The 23,305-nt window shown below is 55.2% G+C and carries 22 protein-coding genes; 12 read left to right on the forward strand and 10 right to left on the reverse strand.

From position 1 onward, the window contains the following. Positions 1-93: 93 nt before the first annotated feature. Entirely contained in the window at positions 94-366 is a 273-nt protein-coding gene (locus tag ACL2XO_RS16320) for a YcgL domain-containing protein (RefSeq protein ID WP_132927726.1), read from the reverse strand. A 134-nt stretch (positions 367-500) separates the two neighbouring features. On the opposite strand from ACL2XO_RS16320, the gene minC reads away from it, so the two are divergent. Genes minC through minE form a run of 3 tightly spaced genes read left to right on the forward strand, consistent with a single transcriptional unit; the run spans position 501 to position 2,289 of the window. Further along, positions 501-1,181 (forward strand): septum site-determining protein MinC, encoded by a 681-nt coding sequence (minC, locus tag ACL2XO_RS16325; protein ID WP_413741051.1) that lies wholly within the window; start codon positions 501-503, stop codon positions 1,179-1,181. Positions 1,182-1,203: 22 nt separating this feature from the next. Beyond that, positions 1,204-2,016 (forward strand): septum site-determining protein MinD, encoded by an 813-nt coding sequence (minD, locus tag ACL2XO_RS16330; RefSeq protein WP_413741052.1) that lies wholly within the window; start codon positions 1,204-1,206, stop codon positions 2,014-2,016. A 3-nt stretch (positions 2,017-2,019) separates the two neighbouring features. Continuing rightward, on the forward strand, positions 2,020-2,289 hold the full coding sequence (gene minE / locus ACL2XO_RS16335; RefSeq protein WP_132921341.1) for a cell division topological specificity factor MinE: 270 nt from the start codon (positions 2,020-2,022) through the stop codon (positions 2,287-2,289). Positions 2,290-2,412: 123 nt separating this feature from the next. Here the strand turns inward: minE and rnd are convergent, their stop codons facing one another. The 5 genes from rnd to ACL2XO_RS16360 form a co-directional block, all read right to left on the reverse strand. Continuing rightward, entirely contained in the window at positions 2,413-3,567 is a 1,155-nt protein-coding gene (gene rnd, locus ACL2XO_RS16340) for a ribonuclease D (protein ID WP_413724599.1), read from the reverse strand. Positions 3,568-3,682: 115 nt separating this feature from the next. Continuing rightward, the gene (gene fadD, locus ACL2XO_RS16345) at positions 3,683-5,350 is read right to left on the reverse strand and encodes a long-chain-fatty-acid--CoA ligase FadD (protein WP_413726949.1); all 1,668 of its coding nucleotides are present in this window, start codon (positions 5,348-5,350) and stop codon (positions 3,683-3,685) included. A gap of 149 nt (positions 5,351-5,499) precedes the next feature. Continuing rightward, the gene (locus ACL2XO_RS16350; protein ID WP_413724600.1) at positions 5,500-6,108 is read right to left on the reverse strand and encodes a Slp family lipoprotein; all 609 of its coding nucleotides are present in this window, start codon (positions 6,106-6,108) and stop codon (positions 5,500-5,502) included. A gap of 60 nt (positions 6,109-6,168) precedes the next feature. After that, positions 6,169-6,870: a tRNA (adenosine(37)-N6)-threonylcarbamoyltransferase complex dimerization subunit type 1 TsaB gene (tsaB, locus tag ACL2XO_RS16355; RefSeq protein WP_413724601.1), complete on the reverse strand. Its 702-nt coding sequence runs from the start codon at positions 6,868-6,870 to the stop codon at positions 6,169-6,171. Positions 6,871-6,989: 119 nt separating this feature from the next. Next, on the reverse strand, positions 6,990-8,891 hold the full coding sequence (locus ACL2XO_RS16360; protein WP_132921337.1) for an ATP-dependent DNA helicase: 1,902 nt from the start codon (positions 8,889-8,891) through the stop codon (positions 6,990-6,992). A 530-nt stretch (positions 8,892-9,421) separates the two neighbouring features. Here ACL2XO_RS16360 and ACL2XO_RS16365 point away from each other — a divergent pair. Then, positions 9,422-9,766 (forward strand): RidA family protein, encoded by a 345-nt coding sequence (locus tag ACL2XO_RS16365; protein WP_132921336.1) that lies wholly within the window; start codon positions 9,422-9,424, stop codon positions 9,764-9,766. A gap of 69 nt (positions 9,767-9,835) precedes the next feature. Here ACL2XO_RS16365 and ACL2XO_RS16370 read toward each other — a convergent pair whose 3' ends face one another. Continuing rightward, on the reverse strand, positions 9,836-10,093 hold the full coding sequence (locus ACL2XO_RS16370) for a YoaH family protein (protein WP_413741053.1): 258 nt from the start codon (positions 10,091-10,093) through the stop codon (positions 9,836-9,838). A 164-nt stretch (positions 10,094-10,257) separates the two neighbouring features. On the opposite strand from ACL2XO_RS16370, the gene pabB reads away from it, so the two are divergent. The 3 genes from pabB (at position 10,258) to ACL2XO_RS16385 (ending at position 14,068) form a co-directional block, all read left to right on the forward strand. Further along, complete coding sequence (gene pabB, locus ACL2XO_RS16375) at positions 10,258-11,628, forward strand: aminodeoxychorismate synthase component 1 (RefSeq protein WP_132921334.1); 1,371 nt, start codon at positions 10,258-10,260, stop codon at positions 11,626-11,628. Then, positions 11,615-12,199, forward strand: coding sequence for a CoA pyrophosphatase (locus ACL2XO_RS16380; RefSeq protein ID WP_413741054.1), 585 nt, complete (start codon positions 11,615-11,617; stop codon positions 12,197-12,199). Before pabB ends, ACL2XO_RS16380 begins: the two co-directional genes overlap by 14 nt. A gap of 507 nt (positions 12,200-12,706) precedes the next feature. Further along, positions 12,707-14,068, forward strand: a complete 1,362-nt coding sequence (locus tag ACL2XO_RS16385) for an L-serine ammonia-lyase (RefSeq protein ID WP_413741055.1) — start codon at positions 12,707-12,709, stop codon at positions 14,066-14,068. Between the two features lie 33 nt (positions 14,069-14,101). Here the strand turns inward: ACL2XO_RS16385 and ACL2XO_RS16390 are convergent, their stop codons facing one another. Next, positions 14,102-15,640: a TerC family protein gene (locus ACL2XO_RS16390; protein WP_413743072.1), complete on the reverse strand. Its 1,539-nt coding sequence runs from the start codon at positions 15,638-15,640 to the stop codon at positions 14,102-14,104. A 560-nt stretch (positions 15,641-16,200) separates the two neighbouring features. Here ACL2XO_RS16390 and manX point away from each other — a divergent pair. The 5 genes from manX to mntP all read left to right on the forward strand — a co-directional run bounded on the left by manX (position 16,201) and on the right by mntP (position 20,414). After that, on the forward strand, positions 16,201-17,169 hold the full coding sequence (gene manX / locus ACL2XO_RS16395) for a PTS mannose transporter subunit IIAB (RefSeq protein ID WP_413724604.1): 969 nt from the start codon (positions 16,201-16,203) through the stop codon (positions 17,167-17,169). Between the two features lie 90 nt (positions 17,170-17,259). Then, positions 17,260-18,063: a PTS mannose/fructose/sorbose transporter subunit IIC gene (locus ACL2XO_RS16400; protein ID WP_413741056.1), complete on the forward strand. Its 804-nt coding sequence runs from the start codon at positions 17,260-17,262 to the stop codon at positions 18,061-18,063. Positions 18,064-18,075: 12 nt separating this feature from the next. Continuing rightward, entirely contained in the window at positions 18,076-18,918 is an 843-nt protein-coding gene (locus ACL2XO_RS16405) for a PTS mannose transporter subunit IID (RefSeq protein WP_132921329.1), read from the forward strand. A 61-nt stretch (positions 18,919-18,979) separates the two neighbouring features. Then, positions 18,980-19,441, forward strand: a complete 462-nt coding sequence (locus ACL2XO_RS16410; protein ID WP_413743073.1) for a DUF986 family protein — start codon at positions 18,980-18,982, stop codon at positions 19,439-19,441. Between the two features lie 391 nt (positions 19,442-19,832). Further along, a complete protein-coding gene (gene mntP, locus ACL2XO_RS16415; protein WP_132921327.1) occupies positions 19,833-20,414 on the forward strand; it encodes a manganese efflux pump MntP in 582 nt (193 codons plus the stop codon). Here mntP and rlmA read toward each other — a convergent pair whose 3' ends face one another. Then, a complete protein-coding gene (rlmA, locus tag ACL2XO_RS16420; protein ID WP_413741057.1) occupies positions 20,415-21,233 on the reverse strand; it encodes a 23S rRNA (guanine(745)-N(1))-methyltransferase in 819 nt (272 codons plus the stop codon). A 148-nt stretch (positions 21,234-21,381) separates the two neighbouring features. After that, entirely contained in the window at positions 21,382-23,145 is a 1,764-nt protein-coding gene (ftsI, locus tag ACL2XO_RS16425; RefSeq protein WP_132921325.1) for a peptidoglycan glycosyltransferase FtsI, read from the reverse strand. Positions 23,146-23,305 lie beyond the last annotated feature (160 nt).

Raw genomic sequence — 23,305 nt, forward strand, 5'->3', positions numbered from 1 at the left:
TGCGTCGTGGATTTTGCGGGCGCCATTGCGCCCTCGAGAAAAAATATTCACACGGCTTAACGCCTTGGCGGAAAACAGTGGATTAATGATCAGTTATTTTTTAGCGGAATTCAGGTGAATTGCCATTAAATTTTCAATAGGCGGCGGCAATTGCAGATAGTAACCCTGTTCTTTCAAATCCTGTTTTACTTTATCGATATCCGCAGCGACCAGTTTTTTGCTACCATTTAACGGGAATAGCATTGAAAGCACCGGTTTACCGAAACGAGCCATTAACTCCGGCGGAACCCTGGAAAAGTCATCTCTGTTTTCCACATAAAGGTAAGTTTGTTCTTGTTTGCTACTTCGGTAGATCACACAAAACATATTTTCGCTCGGTTTACTTGGTTTAGTGACTTGCCTGAATATAGTAGTAACTATAACATGCATGCTGTGCTTCGGAATATCGCTTACCGGTAGCTTACCGGGTAAATACATGTGTTAAGACTGAGTCAGGATAGATGTCACAGACACCCATTGAGTTGAAAGGCAGTAGCTTTACCTTATCGGTAATTCATGTTCATGACGCCCAACCTGAGGATATTCGTCAGGCTTTGCAAAAGAAAATCGAACAAGCACCCGATTTTTTGAAAGAAGCACCGGTGGTTGTCAATGTGTCGGCCTTACCTCATGACGTCAATTGGCCACAGCTTCGGCGGATATTTTCCGCCACCGGCCTGTATGTCGTCGGCGTCAGCGGGTGCCGGGACGAGCAGCTTAAACGCGCTATCGTACGCAGCGGTTTGCCGCTGTTGAACGAGGGCAAACCGCAAAAACGCGCGGCCGCCGCTTCTATCGCCCCGGTGGTGGCGCAGAAGACCAAACGCATCGATGTACCGGTGCGTTCCGGGCAGCAAATTTATGCGCGCAACTGCGATCTCATCGTCACCAGCAGCGTCAGCGCGGGGGCGGAACTTATCGCCGACGGCAATATCCATATTTACGGTATGATGAGAGGCAGAGCATTGGCAGGAGCGTCGGGGGATGCGTTATGCCAGATATTTTGCACGCATCTTTCTGCCGAACTCGTTTCCATCGCCGGTCAATATTGGTTGAGCGATCAAATCCCGGCGGAATTTGCCGGAAAAGCCGCTCGGCTCAGCTTGCAAGACAATACGCTTACCATTCAACCTTTAAATTAAGCCCTTGACAAGGAATCCATTTATGGCACGCATTATAGTTGTTACTTCGGGTAAAGGGGGCGTTGGCAAAACCACATCGAGCGCGGCTATTGCTACCGGCCTGGCCCGGAAAGGCAAAAAAACCGTCGTGATCGATTTTGATATCGGCTTGCGCAACCTTGACCTTATCATGGGATGCGAGCGCCGGGTGGTGTATGACTTTGTCAACGTCATCCAGGGTGACGCCACGCTGAACCAGGCATTGATTAAAGATAAGCGCACCGACAACCTTTACATCCTGCCGGCCTCGCAGACGCGGGATAAAGATGCCCTGACCCGCGAAGGCGTGGAAACGGTGCTGAACGGCCTAAACGAGATGGATTTTGATTTTGTGGTCTGCGATTCGCCGGCGGGTATCGAAACCGGCGCGCTGATGGCGCTCTATTTCGCCGATGAGGCTATTATTACCACCAATCCGGAAGTCTCTTCCGTGCGTGACTCGGATCGCATTTTGGGGATATTGTCGTCTAAATCCCGCCGCGCCGAAAACGGACAGGATCCGATAAAAGAACATTTGCTGCTAACCCGTTATAACCCGGGGCGCGTAAGTCGCGGCGATATGCTCAGTATGGAAGACGTCATTGAAATTCTCAGAATTCCCCTGCTGGGTGTGATTCCCGAGGATCAGTCGGTCCTGCGCGCGTCCAATCAGGGTGAACCGGTCATCCTCGATGCGGAGTCTGATGCGGGTAAAGCGTATGCAGACACGGTTGATCGCCTGTTAGGAGAAGAACGTCCCTTCCGCTTCATCGAAGAAGAGAAGAAGGGTTTCTTAAAACGCCTGTTTGGGGGATAAACCATGGCATTACTCGATTTTTTTCTCTCCCGCAAAAAAACGACAGCCAATATAGCCAAGGAACGGCTGCAAATCATCGTTGCGGAACGCAGACGGGGCGATAGCGAACCTCATTATCTGCCGCAGTTGAAACGGGATATCCTTGAGGTTATTTGTAAATACGTGCAAATCGACCCGGAAATGGTCTCGGTGCAGCTTGAACAACGGGAAGGGGATATTTCCATTCTCGAGCTTAACGTCACGCTGCCGGAAGCGGAAGAAAGCCCGAAATGATACTTAGCCAATGATTCCCCTGCATTGGGCAGGGGATCGTGCCGCACGAAACCGCTGAATCCTGCGGTACTCCCACCCGTCCTGAATTCCCGGCACCGGCTTGTCGCTTACCCTTACGCTACGTTACAGTACAGAGCTTGTCGCGTCTGTTTCACCGTCTCTCGCGAGTAGTTCCCGCAGCGCAGCGCCAAAGAGCTGTTCACGCCAGCCGCTCAACAGTTCCGGCGATCTTTGATCGGGAATCAGATGCCAATGCCAACTGAGCAATTGATTGATTTGCCGCCTGGACGCCAATAATTCCACGCTGAGCCCCGATTGCTGACTGACCTGCACAATGAACTCCTTGATCCTCTTGAACAGGGCTCGATAGCCCGGCTGGTCGATAATGTTTACCAGCGGCGCCGGCCACTGCTCCTCCTGCAGCGCCGCCGTTTGCTGCACCAGGCTCAGCAGCATTTTGCCATGGTAACGGATTTCCGGCCCGCTTAAACCCAACTGATCCAGTTCACCCAGGGAACCCGGCATATAACGCGCCACCTGCCACAGGTTTTCTTCCCGCACCACAAAATTCACCGCCATGTCCCGCTCGCGCGCCTTGCGCAAGCGCCAGGAGGCCAGTTTTTGCAAGCACGCCAGCTGGCGGGTACGTAATTGCCAGGCATTACCGATATCGCGATAAGCCAGTTCGGGATCGACAATCTCCTGGCGCCGCCGGCATAGGGCTTCGCACTCATGCCGGGCCGCTTCGCTCCAGCCTGCCTCGGCGGTTTCCTCAATCAGACGCGCGGCCATCGGCAGCAGCCAATACACATCCGCGGCGGCATATTCGCACTGCTTCTCGCTCAGGGGACGCGCCAGCCAGTCGGTACGGGACTCGCTTTTATCCAGCACCACCTGCTGATACTCCGCCACCAGGGCGGCGAAACCACAGGAAAGAGGCCGGCCGTTAAAGGCGGCCAGAACCTGGGTATCCACCATCGGCGTCGGCAATTGGGAAAACGCATGCAGGAACACTTCAAGATCTTCGCTGCAGGCATGAAGAATCTTAACCACTTCCCTATCTGCCAGTAAATCGACAAAAGGCTGCCATTGTCCTATCGCCAGCGGATCGATAAGGGATAAATTCTGGCCGTCGTAGAGCTGGATCAAGCCTAACTGCGGATAGTAGGTTCGGGTACGGACAAATTCGGTATCGAGCGCAACCCGCTCGTGGCGCCGGGCAAGTTCGCAGATTTGCTGTAAATCGATATCGGTGGTGATCAATCGGTAATTTAACACTGCTCTCTCTTACTTAAGTTCTAATAACAAAAAAACGCCGACGGTATCATTCGATACCGCCCACGTTAAATAGAATTTATCCCGGCGGCCTTCCGCCGCCAAGAACGGTTACCGCTCATCGGTCTTGTTCGTCGCGTAACTGTTTGCGCAGTATTTTACCGACGGCGGATTTAGGTAGTTCAGTGCGAAATTCCACCCGTTTCGGCACCTTATAGCCGGTGAGGAACAGTCGGCAGTGGTCCAGAACATCCTTACCGGTGAGGGTAGGATCTTTTTTCACAACATAGAGTTTTACCGCCTCGCCCGTGTCATCGTTGGGAACACCTATGACCGCCGCTTCCTTGACCTTGGGATGGCGGCTCACCACGTCTTCGATTTCATTGGGAAAAACATTAAAACCTGACACCAGAATCATGTCTTTTTTACGGTCCACGATACGGATAAAACCCTGTTCATCCACTGTAACGATATCCCCGGTAGAAAGCCAGCCGTCTTTAAGCACCTCGGCTGTGGCCTGCGGCTGGCGCCAGTAACCCGCCATCACCTGGGGTCCCTTGATCAATAACTCGCCCCATTGCCCGGCCGCAACATCATTTCCCGCCTCATCCACCAGACGAATATCGGTGGACGGCACCGGCAGGCCGCTGCTGCCGCTAAATTGCCGCAAATCATAGGGGTTGCCCGCCACCAGCGGCGAACACTCCGTCAGGCCATATCCCTCGATGATGGCGTCGCCGGTCAGGGCCTGCCAATTCTCGGCCACCGTCTTTTGCAGCGCCATGCCGCCCCCCACCGATAGGTGCAGGGCGGAAAAATCCAGCCGGCGAAAGTCCTGATTATGCAGCAGGGCATTAAACAGGGTATTGACTCCGGTGATGGCCGTGAAACGATAGCGCCTCATTTGCTTTATCGCGGCGGGCAAATCCCGGGGATTGGTAATCAAGAGATTACAGCCGCCCACCGCCATGAACAGCAGGCAATTGATCATCAGAGCGAAAATATGGTAGAGCGGCAGCATGGTCACCATAAGCTCGCTGCCGGCGCGCAATATCGGTCCATAGGCCGCCTGGGTCTGCGCCAGGTTGGCCAGGATATTGCGATGGGTGAGCATGGCGCCTTTCGATAGGCCGGTGGTGCCGCCGGTATATTGCAAAAAAGCCAGATCGCCGCCGGTAATGGCCGGCGGGACAAACGGCATGTCCGCTCCACGGCGCAATGCCCGTCGCAGGGGGATGGCATTGGGCAACCGGTACGCGGGCACCCCGCCTTTCAAGTATTTCACGGCAATATTTACCAGTGCGCCCTTAAGCGGCGGCAATAAATCGCCGACCCGGGTCAAGAGCACGTGCCTGATCGGCGTATCCATCAACACCTGTTCGAAGGTATGGGCAAAATTGGCCAAAATCACAATGGCGACGGCGCCGCTGTCGGTTAACTGATGGCGCAGCTCTGGCGGGGTATAGAGGGGATTAACGTTTACCGCCACCATCCCTGCCCGCAGTATGCCCAGCAGCGCAATGGGATATTGCAGCAGGTTGGGCATCATCAGCGCCACCCGATCCCCCGGCTGCAAACCTAATCCCTGCTGCAGATAGGCGGCGAAAGCCCGGCTTTGCCGCTCCAGGTCGGAAAAAGTCAGCTGCTCGCCAAGGTGTATATAGGCCGGCAAGTGCGCGAAACGCGCTGCTGAATGCTCAAAAAGCGCCGGCAGCGTCTCGTAAAATCCCGGATCAATTTCAGCCGGGACATCCGCCGGATAACGGGTTAGCCAAACTCGGTCCAGGGCTCGCCCGGAGGGATTGCCGGTGGTGTTCATCGCAGGCTCATCGTACTTTATGCCATAATCCTAATGATAACCCAGCGGTAGCAATTATGTTAACGGGATGCCTATATTGAGCGCCCTGTCACTTTCAACCTCCTGCCCTTAGGGGTTTATTCGGTGAGTATGGTTTCGACCCGGGCATCGCCGCCGTAATATCCTCCCCAGCCCATACCACCGTAGCCCCAGCCGCGATCGTATGGACCGCCCCAGCCCCAGGGCGTCAGCGGCGGTCCCATGGGCGCAACGACCTGCTGCGCCAGCTGCCAGCGTTTGTAGCCCGCGGCCTGTATCACCACATAATCATACGCGGCCTGATCGATGGTTCCTTTCTCGGTACCGGTAATCGGCCCCACTACCGTTACCCACTGGCGGTTGAAATCCGTCGGTTCGAGAAAGCCCGGAATATACGCGACGATGCGGCCGATGGAAGGCTGATGAATCATGGGTCGTGCGCCGTCATCCAGCGGCACGGTGGCGATTTCCAGGCGGGTGCGTCCGCTCAGGTTGTCTACTTTGACAACCTTGCCGCCAAAACGCGACTCCTGGCCGACATACAATGCCGGGGCGTTCATGACCCGCACCAGATCCTGCTGCGGATTGGCCGAGTTGCCCCGGATGGATTCCGGCACGGTCACACAGCCCGTCAGAACGAGGACCGACGACGCCGATAACAATACCGCCAGGCGCAACAAATATTTCACTACCGGTGCAACAGACATACGACAACCCTTTTGCAATGCTTAACCTTTATGACATGCGGCTGGGACATAAGTTGCCGCCTAATCCCGGCCCGGCAGTTTTTTCCACGCCACTTCGTTACGTAGATACGTGGGTTGCGTGAGTTCAACCGGCAACGCCTCGCCGTGCCGCAGGCTTTGCGCCGCCAGAGGCAGCATATCGGCGGCATGAGGTAAGCTTATATTGCCGTTCAGGATTTGCAATTGCGCGGACTCCACTAACGCGGGATAGGTTTCCCAACCGGTACCGGCGCTGGCCCACAGCCCGCGAAGCCCTGCCACTGACACAGCCAGCCGCTCGGGTTTGATCACGACCTCGCTTTCTTCGCCCTGCCAGCGGCCGTCGCTATCGCGCCGATACGCCGCCCAGTAGACTTCCCCCATGCGCGCGTCAATGGCGGCGAATACATTTTCGATACCGGTTTGCCGCCAGGCGCCCTGCGCCAGCGCCGCCAGGGTAGAGATGCCCAGCATCGGCAAATCGGCCCCCAGCGCCAGACCCTGAGCGATCCCTATCCCGATCCGCACGCCGGTAAAACTGCCCGGCCCGCGGCCGTATGCCACCGCGTCAAGCTGCGGCAGCGCGATACCGGCCTCCGCCAGCAAACTGTCCACCATGGGCAAAATGCGGCGGGTATGTTCCCGTGGACAAATTTCAAAACGCGCGGTGATTTCGCCGTCCAGCCAAAGAGCGGCGGAACAGGCTTCGGTTGCGGTATCAAGGGCTAAAATTCGCGTAGACATGCCAAACCTCAGGCGGGAAAAAAAACGTTATACCCATCATATTTCGCGGGTATATAACCTAAAACGGGTCTGCATAATAGCATAATCCCGCGGGACCTATCGTGAAAACGCACAGGCCGCTAGCGGTTTTGCAGAAAATCGATGGCCCGCTGCAGTGAACGGGTACGGGGGGCCGGCGGCAGACTTTTAAGAAAGATCTCCCCATAGGGCCGGGTCACCAGACGCTGATCGCAGATAATCAGCACCCCCCTGTCATCACTGTCACGAATCAACCGGCCCACGCCCTGTTTAAGGGCTATCACCGCTTCCGGCACCTGCACCTCGATAAAAGGATCGCCGCCGCGCAGCTGGCAATCCTCCACCCGGGCCTTCAATAAGGGATCATCGGGGGACGTAAAAGGCAGTTTATCGATAATAACGCAGGATAGCGCCTCTCCGCGCACGTCCACTCCTTCCCAAAAGCTGTTGGTGGCCACCAGCAAGGCATTACCGGCGGTCACGAACTGCTCCAACAGCTGGCGCTTGCCGGTTTCGCCCTGCAGCAGCACCGGCAACGTCAGCGCTGCGCGGAACTCCGCCGCCAGGTCCCGCATCATCTGATGGGAAGTACAGAGGAAAAAACATCGCCCGCGGTTGGCCACGATAACCGGTATCAGCATGCGCGCCAATTGCACCGCCGCGCCGCGCTGATTGGGTTCGGGTAAAAAACGCGGAACGCACAGCAACGACTGGGAGGCATAGTCAAAAGGACTTGCCAGCAGGAGGGTCCTGGCATCTTCCAGTCCTATACGCCGGGTAAAGTGATCTAATCGGTCGTTTACCGATAGGGTGGCGGAGGTGAAAATCCAGGTTCCCGCCTTCTCGCCCATCACCTCGCGAAAGCGATCCGAGACCGATAGCGGCGTCAGGGCGAGGATAAAATGCCGGGCGTTGCATTCGTACCAATAGCTGAAGCCCGGCTCCTGAATGTTTTTCAAGCGCTTGAGACGGGTACGATACAGCGCGGCGCGCTCGAAAGCGGCATCCAGCAAAGCCGACCGCCCAAGAGCCAATTTGGCCACGTCGTGGCATAATTCCAAGGCATCATCCAGCAGCAGCAGAGCGCGCTGCAGGGAGGGTTGCGCCAGCACATCGCGCAGATTGCCGCGAAAGCCCGGCTCGCCCAAAGCCAGCCGGAAATCCTGGGTGCGAAACGTCAATTGATCGGCGCTCTTTTGCAACTGAGCCATATCCCGCAGGTCGGTGCGGTAGGCTAGGGTCATATCCCGCGCCAAATCCGTCAGTTGCCGGCTGGTGAGCTGCTGACCGAAATACTGGCTGGCGATATCCGGCAATTGATGCGCTTCATCGAATATCATGACGTCGCCCTGGGGGATCAGTTCACCAAAGCCCCCTTCTTTCACCACCATGTCCGCCAGGAACAAATGATGGTTCACCACGATGACATCGGCATCCATGGCGTTACGACGCGCTTTCACCACAAAACACTCTTTGTAGAGCGGGCAGTCGCTTCCCAGGCAGTTATCATTGGTGCTGGTGACCAAAGGCCACACTGGACTGTCCTCCGGAATACCGCTGCAGGTAGCGATATCGCCGTCGGTGGTTCGGGACGCCCAACCGCGGACTTCCGCCAGCTCCCCCAGAGTCTCCGGCGCCACGTTGCCTCCCGCCAGGGTTTGCTGCTCCATACGTTCCAGACAGAGATAATTAGACCGCCCTTTCAGCAAAGCGGTAACGCCCAGGTATTTCAGCGCCGCGGCGACCTTCGGCAGATCGCGGGCATACAGCTGATCCTGCAATGCCTTCGACCCGGTGGAAATAATCACTTTGCGTTTAGCACGCAGCGCCGGCACCAGATAAGCGTAGGTTTTACCGGTGCCGGTGCCGGCTTCCACTACCAACGGCTGGTGGTTTTCAATGGCTTCTTCAATCGCTTCGGCCATCAGGCGCTGCGACTCACGGGGTTTAAAACCGGTGATGGCCGCGGCCAACGCGCCTTCCGGCGCAAAATCATCTGTCACACTGACTCTCTGTGGTTCGGTTGCTGACGGATTATGCCAAGTAAGGGGGCTTGAAACCACTATCTACATTCAATTATGGCTGTGGTCAAATAAGCACTACGGCGGGAGCCGCCGCCCTTTGCGGGAGCTCGAGACAATTTAAGCAGGCTGTTTCAGCGCCATATATCCCTTATCGCCAGCCGGACCATGTAAAGCCGATCATAGCATTTATCACTGATGAAAAACGACAGATGATTGGAAGGATGAATACGCCTTTAACAAACGAGTTATCGATGCAAATTCAATAGCGCAGACAAAAAGGACAAAAAATTTTAAATCCTTCAAACATGATTTTCAAATATGCAAGTCTCTTATCATTACGGTTCCACAAGGGATCATGTATAAAAATTATTAAAATAGCACAGGTAATATTTAATTTATGATAAAGCCTAGATCCTATATTCTGATTACATCCGTTTGATAGGCAGCTTCCAAGGGCGTAGCACTATGCTATGCTCTGCCGACTCTTTACTGCCAAAAGGCGAGCAGCTGTGAATATACAACGAATAGACCCCGGCCCCAGGATGTCGGAAGCGGTCATCCATAACCAGACGCTGTATTATACCTGCGTACCGGAAAATCTGGCCGGCGATGCGGGCGAACAGACCGCCGACGCGCTGGCGGTTATCGACAGAATGCTTAAACAGGCGGGTTCCAATAAGACCCGCCTGCTGGACGTGACGATTTTTTTGGCCGATGGCGATGATTTTGCCGCGATGGATGCGGCATGGAACGCCTGGGTCGTGCCGGGCTGCGCACCGGTGCGCTGTACCGTCGAGGCCAGGCTGATGAACCCGCTTTATAAGGTTGAAATCAAGGTCATCGCGGCTATTTGAACCACGATTGACAAGCAAGAATCGGCGTTAAAGCAAACCGTGCCGGGCAGATGGCGCCGGTACCCGGACTCAGAACTCTTCCTTCTCGTCCACGTCCCAGCTGTTGTCGGGCTGGGCCGCGTTGCCAGCCTCGTCGTCGGCCGGTTCGTCATCTTCCTCGTCATCCCAGCGTATCGATACCCGTTCACCGGTATGATTGGCGCGAATTTCGGTGGACACCTGCCGGATGGCTTCGCCGCTGCTCATACCTTCAGCCATTAATTCCTGGATGCGTTCAACCGCCTGCTGCTGCTGTTCATGGGTTAACGCGGGCATATCGGTGAGCATGGTGTTTCTCCAGAGAGGGATCCGGACGTTATTGTCTCACGTTGGCAACCGACGCGCCAATCAATGCGCCTGCGCCGAACAATGCGCTTTATGTTAGGCCCGTGAACCGCTATCATTCCCTTCGCTTCGTCCGGCGCGCTCAGCCGGCAAATTGGTTGGAGCCTATGACTACACCGCAATTGATTGATTTACCCTACCACCCCGATGCTTTGGTGACGCTTTTCGCCCCTTACTCCTCACGGCCGTGGTCGACCCTGCTTCATTCCGGTCACGCCGACCATCCTGACAGCCGTTTCGATATCATGTCGGCGGATCCTGTCGCCACTCTGGTCACCCGCGGAGACAGCACGGAAATATCCCGCGCCGGGAGGACCTACAGCAGCGCCGCCGATCCTTTCGCTTTGGTGCGACAGGAGCTGGACGCCGCCGGTATCCATACCGCCCCCCTGGACAATCTGCCGTTCCTCGGGGGCGCCCTGGGCCTGTTCGGCTATGATCTGGCGCGCAGGCTCGAGTCGCTGCCCCAGCGGGCGCAGCAGGATATCCGGCTGCCGGATATGGCGGTGGGCATTTATGACTGGGCGTTGATAGCGGATCATCATCTTCGCCGCCTGACGTTGGTTTGCTACAGCGATGCCCCCCGGCGGCTGGCTGAGCTTATGTCCTCCGTGAGCGGACCAGCGGCACCGTTCAGGCTGACGACGGCCTGGCGGGCCAATATGACCCGCGAACAGTATGGCGAAAAATTCCGCCGGGTTCAGCAGCATTTGCTTGCCGGCGATTGTTACCAGGTATGCCTGGCGCAACGTTTTAGCGCCGCTTACAGCGGGGACGAATGGCAGGCGTTTTGCCATTTGCTGTCATTTAACCGCGCGCCGTTCTCCGCATTTATGCGCCTGTCCGGCCATGGGGTGCTTAGCCTGTCGCCGGAACGCTTTTTGCAGCTGCGCCACCGGAAGATCCAGACCCGGCCGATAAAAGGCACCCTGCCCCGTCTGGCGGACCCTGAGTCGGATCGTCTTCAGGGTGAAATCCTGGCGGCATCGCCGAAAGACCGGGCGGAAAATTTGATGATTGTGGATTTACTGCGCAACGATATCGGCCGCATTGCGGTACCTGGTAGCGTACGGGTGCCGGAACTGTTTAAGATTGAAGCTTTCCCGGCGGTACACCATATGGTCAGCACCATCACCGCCGAACTGCCCGCCGGTTGCCATCCCTGTTCCCTGCTGCGCGCCTGTTTCCCCGGCGGATCCATTACCGGCGCGCCCAAGGTGAGCGCAATGAATATCATCGACGCTCTGGAGCCGCAACGGCGCAACGCATGGTGCGGCAGCATCGGTTACGTGAGCTTTTGCGGTTCCCTTGACAGCAATATCGCCATTCGCACGCTGCTCACCGAGGAGCAACACATTTTTTGCTGGGCCGGCGGCGGCATTGTGGCCGACAGCGACGAAGAGGCGGAATATCAGGAAACATTATCGAAATTGGCCACTATCTTACCGCGACTGGAGACGTTGAATGCCGTTGAATGACACTGGACAGGTTTTGACATTGGCCGATTTCATTACCCGTTTTCAACTGCAGTTGCCCCGCTACAGCGAACCTGCGCGCAATGTCCGCCAGGCGGCGGTGCTGGTGCCGATTATCTGCCGGCCGACCCCCACCATGCTGCTGACGCGGCGGTCGGCGGCGCTGCGTAAACATGCCGGCCAGGTGGCTTTCCCGGGGGGTTCCGCTGACTGGGAGGATGAAAACCTGATTGCCACCGCACTGCGGGAAGCCTGGGAAGAAGTTTCCATTCCCCCCCGGTCGGTGCATATATTGGGGCAACTGCCGCCGGTGGACAGCAGCAGCGGTTTCCAGGTCACGCCGGTAGTGGGGTTGCTCCCCGCGGATACCTGCTTTAACGCCAGCCTGGACGAAGTAGAAGAGATGTTTGAAATGCCGTTGAACCAGGCGTTATCGCTGGCCAGCTATACTCCGCTGCAGATTTTGCGGCGCACCCGGCAGTTACAGGTCTATTTTTCCTGGTACCGCAGCCATATGGTGTGGGGAATGACCGCACAAATCCTTTACCGCCTGGGGCAGCATATACAGCCCTGAAACGGCGCCGCGATCCCCGTCACGCCCCACTGAAAAACCGCTTCCCAAATTTTTTTTTCACGTTAAAATCCTCTGCGAAATCCATTTAATACAGAATATAAACCCATTTCTATTTTATTATTTGGTTATTTATATTACTTGTTCATGTTTTTTTCTCTTGGAGTTGTCGCTAAGATGCCGGGACCAAATCCAGGAAAGTCAAACGGATGAATGTGAACATTGTAAGAAAGACGCTGACATTAGGGCGCGTTCACATTAGCCACGTTCGGTCTCAATTCCCTAAAGGAGTGGCTGGAAACGCAGCTTCAGCGCTGGTAGACCGAGATAAATGATATCTAGTCCATTAGATTTTATCATGTGAAAGTACGAGCCTGTTTCGGCTTGAGTCATTACAATTAAGGCATTGCCGCCAGACGTGTATATCGCAGGTCATGGGTTCGCGGACATAGCGATGGCGGAGGCCGTGAAGAGCGACGCTGTGAAGGCAGGCGTTGTGAGGAGAGCAGCATGATAAGCGTTTTCGACATGTTCAAAATCGGCATCGGGCCGTCCAGTTCCCATACTGTGGGGCCAATGAAGGCCGGTAAACAATTCGCTGACGATCTGGCTGCGAAACAGCTTCTGGAGAGTGTCACCCGTGTGGCTGTTGAGGTCTATGGCTCGCTTTCGCTGACGGGTAAAGGCCACCATACGGACAGCGCCATCATTCTCGGCCTGGCGGGCAACCGGCCGGATACGGTGGATATCGACGCGGCGCCGGCGTTCATTCGCGATGTTGAGCAGCGTCAGCGCTTGCTGTTGGGCGGCACTCATGAAGTGGATTTCCCGCGCCGGGGCGGCATGATTTTTCACAACGACTGTATGCCGCTCCATGAAAACGCCCTGCGGATTCTCGCTTATGCCGGCGAGGAATGTATTTACAGCCAGACCTACTACTCGGTTGGCGGGGGATTTATCGTTGACGAGGCCCACTTCGGCCAGCCGGTGCTTGATATCATCAGCGTGCCCCACCCGTTCGATAGCGCCCAACTGCTGCTGGAACAGTGCAAAAGCACCGGCCTCTCTTTATCCGGTCTGGTCATGCAAAACGAGTTGGCGCTGCACAGCCGCGAGGAAATCGGTGATTATTTTGCCGCTGTCTGGCAAACCATGCGCGCCTGTATCGACCGCGGACTGAATACCGAAGGGGTGTTGCCCGGTCCGCTGCGGGTACCGCGCCGGGCCGCGGCCTTACGACGCATGCTGGTGTCGTCGGATAAACATTCCAACGACCCCATGGTGGTAATTGACTGGGTGAATATGTTCGCCCTAGCGGTGAACGAAGAGAATGCCGCCGGCGGCCGGGTCGTTACCGCCCCCACCAACGGTGCCTGCGGCATTGTGCCGGCGGTTCTGGCCTATTACGATCATTTTATCGAGCCGGTGACGCCGGAAATACACCAGCGCTATTTTATGGCTTGCGGCGCGATCGGTATTCTCTATAAGCTGAACGCCTCGATTTCCGGCGCCGAAGTCGGCTGCCAGGGAGAAGTGGGCGTGGCCTGCTCCATGGCGGCGGCCGGCCTGACCGAATTGATGGGCGGCAGCCCGGAGCAGGTATGCGTGGCGGCGGAAATCGGCATGGAGCATAACCTGGGGTTGACCTGCGATCCCGTGGCCGGGCAGGTTCAGGTGCCATGCATCGAACGCAACGCCATCGCCTCGGTGAAGGCCATCAATGCGTCGCGCATGGCCTTGCGGCGTACCAGCGCTCCCCGTGTATCGCTGGATAAAGTCATTGAAACCATGTATGAAACCGGCAAGGATATGAACGCCAAATACCGGGAAACCTCCCGCGGCGGTTTGGCAATCAAGGTCCAGTGCGACTGATTGCGTCGAGAAGAAGACCCAATGGGTCTGGGTCTATTCTTCCTCCGAACCGGGCAATGGCGCGATACGTTCAATCTTCACCAGTTCAATGCGGTATTCCAGCATCTGTATGATGGTAAAGCGCCATGGTCCTATAATGATTACTTCCCCAACGGTGGGCATCTGATCCCGCTCGTGCAGCAGCATGCCCGCCAGTGACGCCATATTATGATGCGTAACCAAGTCATCGCCGAGAGCCTGCTGCAGGGCATGCAAATCGGTGCCGCCTTTTACCAGCCAGCCATTTTCCTGCGCCACGATATCCGGCGTTTCATCTTCGTCGGGAAACTCGCCGGCAATGGCTTCCAGCACATCCAGCGGCGTCACCAGCCCCTGAATCACGCCGAACTCATTGGTCACCACCACCAGGCTGCCTTTAGCCCGGCGGAGCACTCCCAGCAGATTGAGCACATCCAGGGTTTCCGGCACCACGATAGCCGGGTTTTGCGCGGCGTAGGCGCTGATATCCTCGCCGTTATCCAGCGCCACCAACAGATCCTTGGCGCGGACTACTCCCAGAAGCTGGTTAAGTTCCCCGTCGCATACCGGGAACATGCTATGGGGGGTGGACAGCAATGTGGCCCGTAATTCCTCCACCGAGCGCCGGCAATCCACCCAGGATATTTCATTACGGGGCGTCATCACGCTGCGCAAGGAGCGGGAAGAGAGCGACAGAACGCCGGTTATCATATAGCGCTCCTCGTCCACAAAGGGTTTAGGACTATCTGCCGTTTCCTCTGAGTTCTCGCGCCGGGTCCGGTCGCCACCCATCAGTCTGAAAATCGCCTCGGCGGTACGTTCCCGTATCGGCAACCGAGACTGATTTTTCATAAAATTATGCCGGGCAATCTGATTGAACATCTCGATAAGCACCGAGAAACCAATGGCGGCATACAGATATCCTTTCGGAATATGAAAGCCGAACCCTTCCGCAATCAGGCTTAACCCTATCATCAACAGAAAACTTAAGCACAGCACCACAACAGTGGGATGGGCGTTCACAAACCGGGTCAGGGCTTTGGAAGCCAGCAGCATAATGCCCATGGCAACAACCACGGCGGTCATCATTACCGGCAGGTTGTTGACCATCCCCACCGCGGTAATAACCGCATCCAGGGAGAATACCGCGTCCAGAATCACAATCTGCGCCACTACCGACCAAAACCCGGCATAATTCCGGTTGGCGCCGCCGTGTTCCTGATTTTCCAGCCGCTCGTGCAGTTCCACCGTGGCCTTGAACAGCAAAAAAAGGCCGCCTGTCAACAAAATCAGATCCCGGCCGGAAAATTCAAACATTGCCACCGAAATCAACGGACGGGTCAAGGTTACCATCCACGAGATAAGCGACAGCAATGCCAAACGCATCAGCAGCGCCAGTCCCAGGCCAATCAACCGCGCTTTGTCACGCCTTTTCGGCGGCAATTTTTCAGCCAATATGGCGATGAACACCAGATTATCGATGCCGAGCACGATTTCCAGCAGAATAAGGGTCAGCAAACCGACCCAGAGAGTGGGATCCATCAGCAAGTCCATGGTGAACTCCGCAACGATAGCCGGGTTACGGGAAGCGCCGGGAGCAGAAACGGCAAACCGGCGCGCCGGGAGAGGAACAGCACGCATTCGCCCGATGCCGGGGAAATAGAGAGAAACGGGGTGGGGATACGATTCGGCAAGGCCGATAAATCAACAGCAACGTCAAACGTTTTTCGGTGACAGTCCATAGGGGGGGCTGCGGCCCTTCGCTCCTAACAAATATGTAAATTTTACTTTAACAGGGATGTTGGAAAAGGCATAAAACTTTTTGTCTAAAAGATGTCATCACCCTCGTCTACACTGCTTTGTGCGATGATTCGTTTTCTCATGCACAAATAACTGAGCGCCGTCACAATTTTTATTTTTTTACACACTAAAATAAATCGCGTTTAACCGCTATTGAATCGGTTATCTACCTGAATCAATTCATTCTAAATGGCGGACATCAAACAGGGTGGCTTGGTACCCTGGCTAAGAAGTATAACCACCGACAAATTTGCTTTTCATCACAGCGGGTGGCTTTACTGCTTAACCCAATTTGTTAACAGAGGAGGTATCCAGTGAGTATTGCTATCGTAATTGGCACTCACGGGTCAGCGGCCGAACAACTACTTAAAACGGCTGAAATGATATTGGGCGCACAGAGCAACGTCGCCTGGATTGATTTTGTTCCCGGGGAAAACGCTGAGACATTGATTGAAAAATATACGGCAAAGTTAGCACATCTAGATACCAAGGAAGGAGTCCTGTTTCTGGTGGATACCTGGGGAGGCAGTCCGTTCAATGCCGCCAGCCGTATCGTCGTAGATAAAGAAAACTACGAAGTTATTACCGGCGTCAATATCCCCATGCTCGCCGAAACCTTTATGGCGCGTGATGATAACCCTGCCTTTGGGGAGTTGGTAAAGATTGCATTGGAAACCGGACGTGCCGGCGTGAAGGCTTTGAAAGCGCCGGAACTGAACGTAGAAACACCGGTGGCATCCCCTGCCCCGAGACAGGCCGCAGCGGCGCCGGTCCATCCGTCCGCCGGCGGACATATGACCATCGCCCTGGCGCGTATCGACGATCGGCTGATTCACGGTCAAGTCGCCACTCGCTGGACGAAGGAGACCAATGTCAAACGTATCATCGTTATCAGCGACGAGGTTGCCGCCGATACCGTGCGCAGGACCTTGTTAACCCAGGTGGCGCCTCCAGGGGTAACCGCCCATGTGGTTGATGTGGCAAAGGCTATTCGTGTTTATGAAAACCCGAACTATGCAAAAGACCGCGTGATGCTCTTGTTCACCAATCCCACCGATGTGCTGCGTGTGGTTGAAGGCGGAGTAAAAATCACTTCGGTCAATATCGGCGGTATGGCCTTCCGTCAAGGCAAAACCCAGGTCAACGGCGCGATCTCCGTGAGCGATGAAGATATTGCCGCATTCCACAAGCTGAATGATTTAGGGATCGAACTGGAAGCCCGTAAGGTTTCATCAGATAACCCATTAAAAGTTATGGATTTAATCACCAAACTCGGTAAATAAATTTTCGCCGTGAAAAACTAACAATCAAGAGCGTATGTATTTCAAAGAAATAATTTACCGCTCTCTTACGTTTGTCTGAGGAGAAGTACAATGGAGATCACCACGCTTCAAATTGTGCTGATTTTTATCATAGCTTGTATAGCTGGTATGGAGTCGGTGCTGGATGAGTTTCAGTTTCACCGGCCATTGGTGGCCTGTACCTTAATCGGTCTGGTACTGGGAGATATGAAAACCGGTATCATCATCGGCGGTACGTTGGAAATGATTGCGCTGGGCTGGATGAATATCGGGGCCGCCCTGGCGCCGGACGCCGCCTTGGCGTCCATCATCTCCACCATTCTGGTGGTGGCCGGTAACCAAAGCGTCGGCGCGGGTATTGCCCTGGCGATACCGCTGGCCGCTGCCGGGCAGGTACTGACCATTATCGTTCGTACCTTGACCGTGGCATTCCAGCATGCATCCGACAGCGCCGCCGAACGCGGCAATCTCAGCGCGCTGAGCTGGCTGCACGTTACGGCCCTACTGTTGCAGGCCATGCGCGTTGCCATCCCGGCGGTTATCGTTGCCGTCTCCGTGGGTACCGATGCCGTACACGCCATGCTGAGCTCGATCCCGGCGGTTGTCACCAACGGTTTGAGTATCGCCGGCGGCATGATCGTGGTAGTAGGTTACGCAATGGTGGTGAATATGATGCGTGCCGGCTACCTGATGCCTTTCTTCTTCCTGGGTTTTGTTACCGCGGCCTTCACCAACTTCAACCTGGTCGCCCTTGGCGTCATCGGTGTGGTTATGGCCATCTTCTATATCCAGTTGAGCCCGAAATACAGTCATCCCCAGGGCGGACAGGGTACGCCGGCACAGGGCGTTAACGATCTTGATAATGAACTTGATTAAAAGGTGAGAGAAATGGTCGATACAACTGGTCAAAAGAAATTGACTCCCGGGGATATACGCGGGGTATTTTACCGCTCGAACCTTTTCCAGGGATCGTGGAACTTCGAACGTATGCAGGCCCTGGGCTTCTGCTTTGCGATGGTTCCGGTAATTCGGCGTCTTTATCCGGAAAACAACGAAGATAGAAAACAGGCAATCCGGCGTCATTTGGAATTTTTCAACACCCATCCTTATGTGGCGGCACCCGTACTGGGCGTTACCCTGGCGATGGAAGAGCAGCGGGCCAACGGCGCGCCTATCGACGACGCGGCCATCAACGGCCTGAAAGTCGGCCTGATGGGACCGCTGGCCGGGGTGGGCGACCCGATTTTCTGGGGTACCGTCCGTCCGGTATTCGCGGCCTTGGGCGCGGGTATCGCCATGAGCGGCAGCCTGTTGGGGCCGTTGCTGTTCTTTGTGCTGTTCAACTTTGTCCGTCTGCTGGTGCGCTACTACGGTGTCGCCTACGGCTATCGTAAAGGCGTGGATATCGTTAACGACATGGGCGGCGGCTTCCTGCAAAAACTGACGGAGGGGGCGTCCATTCTCGGGCTGTTTGTCATGGGGGCCTTGGTAAATAAATGGACCCATGTCAATATACCCTTTGTCGTGTCGCGTATTACCAACCAGAACGGTCAAACGACGGTTACCACAATACAAACCATTCTGGATCAGTTAATGCCCGGTCTGGTGCCGCTATTGCTGACCTTCGGGTGTATGTGGCTGTTGCGCCGCAAGGTTAATGCCTTGTGGATTATCATCGGCTTCTTCGCTATCGGCATTTTCGGTTATTGGATTGGCCTGTTGGGCCTGTAATCCGCATTATCCAAAACCGGGGTTTGACCCCGGTTTTTTTATGGCAATTTTTGGAGGAAAGATGTCTGTCACCGATATCGGCTTAATGGTAATAATCGCCTTGGCGCTGCTGTTTGCTATTTACGATGAATTTATTGTTGACTACTTTCTTAAAGGCAAAACCCGGCTGAAAATCGGTTTGCATCGTCTGAACCGCGTTGATGCCCTGATTTTTATCGGCCTGGTGTGTATTCTGATCTATCAAAATATCACCTCGAATGGTACGGTTTTCACCACAACCCTGCTATTAGTCCTAGTACTCATGGCCTGTTATCTGGCCTATATCCGCCGGCCAAAACTAATTTTCAAGGCGGACGGTTTTTTTTACGCAAATTTTTTTATTAAATATGACCGTATAAAAAACATGAACTTATCGGAAGATGGTTTTTTGGTGATCGGCTTGGAAAAACGCCGTCTGCTGATAAAGGTAAAACGGTTGGATGACCTGGAAACCATATACAATTTCTTTATGACGAACAATTAACAAAAAATTAACATAAAACATGCGGAAAAATTATTTCTAATAAATAAATCATAGTAATTTTGTATTTTGACTATAAAAGATCCTTAGGTATACTGGCTTAGTGAATATCCTTCAATTCCCTCATTTTAGTGAAAATAATTATCGATTACATTCCATAATCCCCCTCTTTTTTTGTAGTTGTTTTGTCGTTAATTATTATGTTAAGGTTGGCCCGTCATTAGGGAGTAGCCGGTTTCCGTCGTCAGTGCGGGAATGTCCGTATCAACATACTCGTTTGTTTTAAACGTGGTGCGGACGACCAGGATGGTTGGCGAGACTATAGACACGACGAACCATCGTAAGGTTGGGAGATGGGGAAGCGTGGATATTGGCTCCCAGCCGAGGTTATGGTATGAACCTTTCCGCAACATTGATTCTTGCTTTCGGCATGTCCATGGATGCCTTCGCCGCGTCCATTGGCAAAGGCGCTACCCTTCATAAACCCCCCTTGCGCGAAGCGCTGCGAACCGGCCTTATTTTCGGCACCATTGAAGCCATTACCCCGTTAATCGGCTGGTCGCTGGGTTTACTCGCCAGCCATTATATTATGGAGTGGGATCACTGGGTCGCCTTCGTCCTGCTGGCCTGTCTGGGCGTTCGTATGATGATGAGCGGTTTCGGTAAACAAGCGGAGGCAAAACCCCCTATAGGCCACCACAGCCTCAAGGTGCTGGTGTTCACCGCTATCGCCACCAGCCTGGATGCGCTGGCGATTGGCGTCGGTCTGGCCTTCCTGGAAGTCAATATTCTCCATACGGCGATGATCATCGGCCTGGCTACCATGCTCATGGCCACGCTGGGTATGCTGCTGGGCCGCTTTATCGGGCCGATTCTGGGCAAAAAAGCGGAAATCATCGGCGGCGTCATTCTGATAGGCATCGGCTGTAATATCCTTTACGCCCATATCGGCCCGGCGCTCATGGCCCGCTTTTAATCACTCTTCCCGCCGCCAGGCGCGGAGAATAAAATCCGTTTCACAGGTAAATTCTTCCAGGGCGGTTAATGCCGCCATCACATCCGGCGTCGCCCGCCAGGCAAACGGCGTCATTTGAAACAGCGCGGCCGCCGCTTCACCGGGTAATGCCAGTTCAAAACGCAGCCGCTCTTCGGCCAGCGGGGCAAAGCCGGGAAAATGCTCGTCTTTCAGCGGATGCAGCATGACCTCGGAATAGATTCGCGCCTTGAGCTGCAGGAGGTGTCTTGGTCCAGGCGCCACCGTTACCACGATGCCGCCCGGTTTCAGTACGCGATACATCTCGGCGGGATTACAAGGCGCATAAATGCGCAGAATGCCGTCGAGGGAAGCGTCGAGAAAAGGCAAGCGCTGGCTGGACGCGACGCAAAACCGTACCTCGGGATAGCGCTTTGCCGCGGCGCGCACCGCGTTCTTGGCAATATCCAGTCCGTAGACCCGGCCCGTACGGGCCGCCACGGCCGCTGCCAGCGCCGAGGTGTAATAGCCCTCTCCGCAGCCGATATCCAGCCAGCGGACGTACCGGTCCGGCTGCAGGCGGTTTATCAACGCGATGACGCCATCGCGCATCCGCCGGTAATGGCCTGCATCGAGAAAGGCCCGGCGGGCCTGCATCATCCCCCGGTCATCGCCGGGCTCCCGGCTGCGTTTGAATTGCACCGGCAGCAGATTTACATACCCTTCCCGCGCGCGGTCAAAACGGTGCCGTCCTTCGCAGGCCCAATAACCCTCGGCGGGCAACAGCGGCAGATGACACAGCGGGCATTGGTAAATAGACATAGGGCATTCCGTAGAGGACGACAATAAGGCAAGCATATTACCTTAAAACCTGGCCGGGATGGTCATTTTACCGGTCCCGGCCAGGCGCGGCCGACCGGCACTAAGCCGGCGCACGGGGCTGCGCGCGACTCAGCGGCGGTAAGACCGGTCATGAGGGATGATTATCGGTCTTCGAGGCCACCACGATGCGATTATTGTCTTCCGGCAGAGCATCAGGTTCTACGTTCATGGTGCGCAAGACCTCGGACATAATGGTACTGAATACCGGCGCGGAGACCGCGCCGCCATAATATTTCCCCCCCTGGGGGTTATTGATAACCACCACCAGGGCAAATCTCGGACGGCTGGCCGGCGCGATACCGGCGGTATAGGCAATATATTTATCAATATACTGTCCGTCAGGCCCGATTTTTTTGGCGGTACCGGTTTTAACCGCCACCCGGTAACCGCGCACCGCCGCCTTGATGCCGCCGCCGCCGGGCAACGCGACGCTTTCCATCATATGTTTAACCTCATGCACCAGCCCCTCCTCCATCACGCGCTGTCCCACGACCGGCGGATCGATGCGGGTAATGGATAGCGGCCGGTAGATGCCGTCGCTGGCGATGGTGGCATACACACGGGCAAGCTGCACCGGCGTCACCATTAAGCCGTAGCCAAAGGAGAAGGTGGCCCGGTCCAGCTCGCTCCAGCGCTGCCGGTGCGGCATCAAGCCGCTGCTTTCCCCGGTTAGGCCCAGATCGGTGGGTTGTCCGAGGCCGAACGCCAGATAGGTCTTCAACAGGGCGGTGATGGGCATGGCCAAGGCCATACGGGATACGCCGACGTCGCTGGACTTTTGCAATATGCCGGTGAGGGTCAATTGGGGATAGAACGCCACGTCGCGGATCAGATGGCCGCTAAGCGTGTAGGGATGGGTATCCAGCAGGCTGTCCGGTTTAACAATGCCCTGTTTTAAGGCGGTCATGACCACCATGGGTTTTACCGTCGAACCGGGTTCAAAAATATCGCTGATGGCTCGATTACGAAAATCATCTTCCTGGGCGCCGGTTCGGTTGTTGGGATTAAAGGTAGGATAATTGGCCAGGGCCAGGATTTCGCCGGTATTCACATCCACCAGCACCGAGGCGCCGGAATCCGCCTTGTTGAATGCCACGGCGTTGCTTAAGGCTTCCTCCGTGATACGCTGCAAGCGCAGGTCGATGCTTAGCGCCACATTATGCGCCGGGGAACTGTCGGTGGAGGAAAGCGTCTCTACCACCCGGCCGAAACGATCCTTACGTACCACCCGCTGCCCCGCCACGCCCGTCAACAGGCGATTAAAGCTTTTTTCGACCCCTTCGATACCCTGATCGTCGATATTGGTAAAGCCAACCAGGTTAGCCGCCGTCTCTCCCGCCGGATAAAACCGGCGGGATTCATCCTTGCAATAAATCCCCGGCAGTTTTAATTGTTTGACGTAATCCGCCACGTTGGGTTCTATTTGGCGACCCAGATAGATAAAGCGCATATGGGGATCGTGGTTAATGCGCTCCGCCAGTTCGTTGAACGGCATATTCACGGTTTGCGCCAGGGCCTGCCAGCGGGATGAGTTCTCCACGCCGCCTTTTTGCGCCACTTCATAGGGATCGGCCCAGACCGCGTCCACCGGTACGCTTACCGCCAGCGGCTGCCCGTTGCGATCGGTTATCATGCCGCGGGGAATAGGCGTTTGCTCAACCCGCAACGATCGCATGTTCTCCTGGGCCACCAGATTATCCGGTTTGATTACCTGCAGCCAGGCTATGCGCATTAACAGCACCGCCAGGATGAGCGTGATGCCGACACACATTAAGCCAAAACGCCACTGGATAAAATTCTGCTTGCCCTGCCCCGAATTATTTTTCACATTGTTCTCGCGTCGCCATCCCATTGACTGAAAGCATTAAACCCTAACTTTCGGAGCTATATCGTCAAAACAATGCTACAAGACATGCTTTTTTGCAACAAAGCGCGAATTTTATCTTAATGCCGGCCTGGATGCTTTTTTGTCACTGGCCGGCGCGTTGAAAAAAGCTAAAATGGTCTCATCC

The organism is Sodalis sp. RH15, assembly GCF_047324255.1.
GTDB lineage: Bacteria > Pseudomonadota > Gammaproteobacteria > Enterobacterales > Enterobacteriaceae > Acerihabitans > Acerihabitans ligni.

Excerpts from the sequence above, each read along its gene's own strand:
- ACL2XO_RS16320 (WP_132927726.1), bottom strand. The coding sequence starts at position 366 with ATGTTTTGTGTGATCTACCGAAGTAGCAAACAAGAACAAACTTACCTT.
- minC (WP_413741051.1), top strand. The coding sequence starts at position 501 with ATGTCACAGACACCCATTGAGTTGAAAGGCAGTAGCTTTACCTTATCG.
- minD (WP_413741052.1), top strand. The coding sequence starts at position 1,204 with ATGGCACGCATTATAGTTGTTACTTCGGGTAAAGGGGGCGTTGGCAAA.
- minE (WP_132921341.1), top strand. The coding sequence starts at position 2,020 with ATGGCATTACTCGATTTTTTTCTCTCCCGCAAAAAAACGACAGCCAAT.
- ACL2XO_RS16350 (WP_413724600.1), bottom strand. The coding sequence starts at position 6,108 with ATGTCTGTTGCACCGGTAGTGAAATATTTGTTGCGCCTGGCGGTATTG.
- tsaB (WP_413724601.1), bottom strand. The coding sequence starts at position 6,870 with ATGTCTACGCGAATTTTAGCCCTTGATACCGCAACCGAAGCCTGTTCC.
- ACL2XO_RS16370 (WP_413741053.1), bottom strand. The coding sequence starts at position 10,093 with ATGCTCACCGATATGCCCGCGTTAACCCATGAACAGCAGCAGCAGGCG.
- pabB (WP_132921334.1), top strand. The coding sequence starts at position 10,258 with ATGACTACACCGCAATTGATTGATTTACCCTACCACCCCGATGCTTTG.
- ACL2XO_RS16380 (WP_413741054.1), top strand. The coding sequence starts at position 11,615 with ATGCCGTTGAATGACACTGGACAGGTTTTGACATTGGCCGATTTCATT.
- ACL2XO_RS16385 (WP_413741055.1), top strand. The coding sequence starts at position 12,707 with ATGATAAGCGTTTTCGACATGTTCAAAATCGGCATCGGGCCGTCCAGT.
- ACL2XO_RS16390 (WP_413743072.1), bottom strand. The coding sequence starts at position 15,640 with ATGGACTTGCTGATGGATCCCACTCTCTGGGTCGGTTTGCTGACCCTT.
- ACL2XO_RS16400 (WP_413741056.1), top strand. The coding sequence starts at position 17,260 with ATGGAGATCACCACGCTTCAAATTGTGCTGATTTTTATCATAGCTTGT.
- ACL2XO_RS16405 (WP_132921329.1), top strand. The coding sequence starts at position 18,076 with ATGGTCGATACAACTGGTCAAAAGAAATTGACTCCCGGGGATATACGC.
- ACL2XO_RS16410 (WP_413743073.1), top strand. The coding sequence starts at position 18,980 with ATGTCTGTCACCGATATCGGCTTAATGGTAATAATCGCCTTGGCGCTG.
- mntP (WP_132921327.1), top strand. The coding sequence starts at position 19,833 with ATGAACCTTTCCGCAACATTGATTCTTGCTTTCGGCATGTCCATGGAT.
- rlmA (WP_413741057.1), bottom strand. The coding sequence starts at position 21,233 with ATGTCTATTTACCAATGCCCGCTGTGTCATCTGCCGCTGTTGCCCGCC.
- ftsI (WP_132921325.1), bottom strand. The coding sequence starts at position 23,145 with ATGGGATGGCGACGCGAGAACAATGTGAAAAATAATTCGGGGCAGGGC.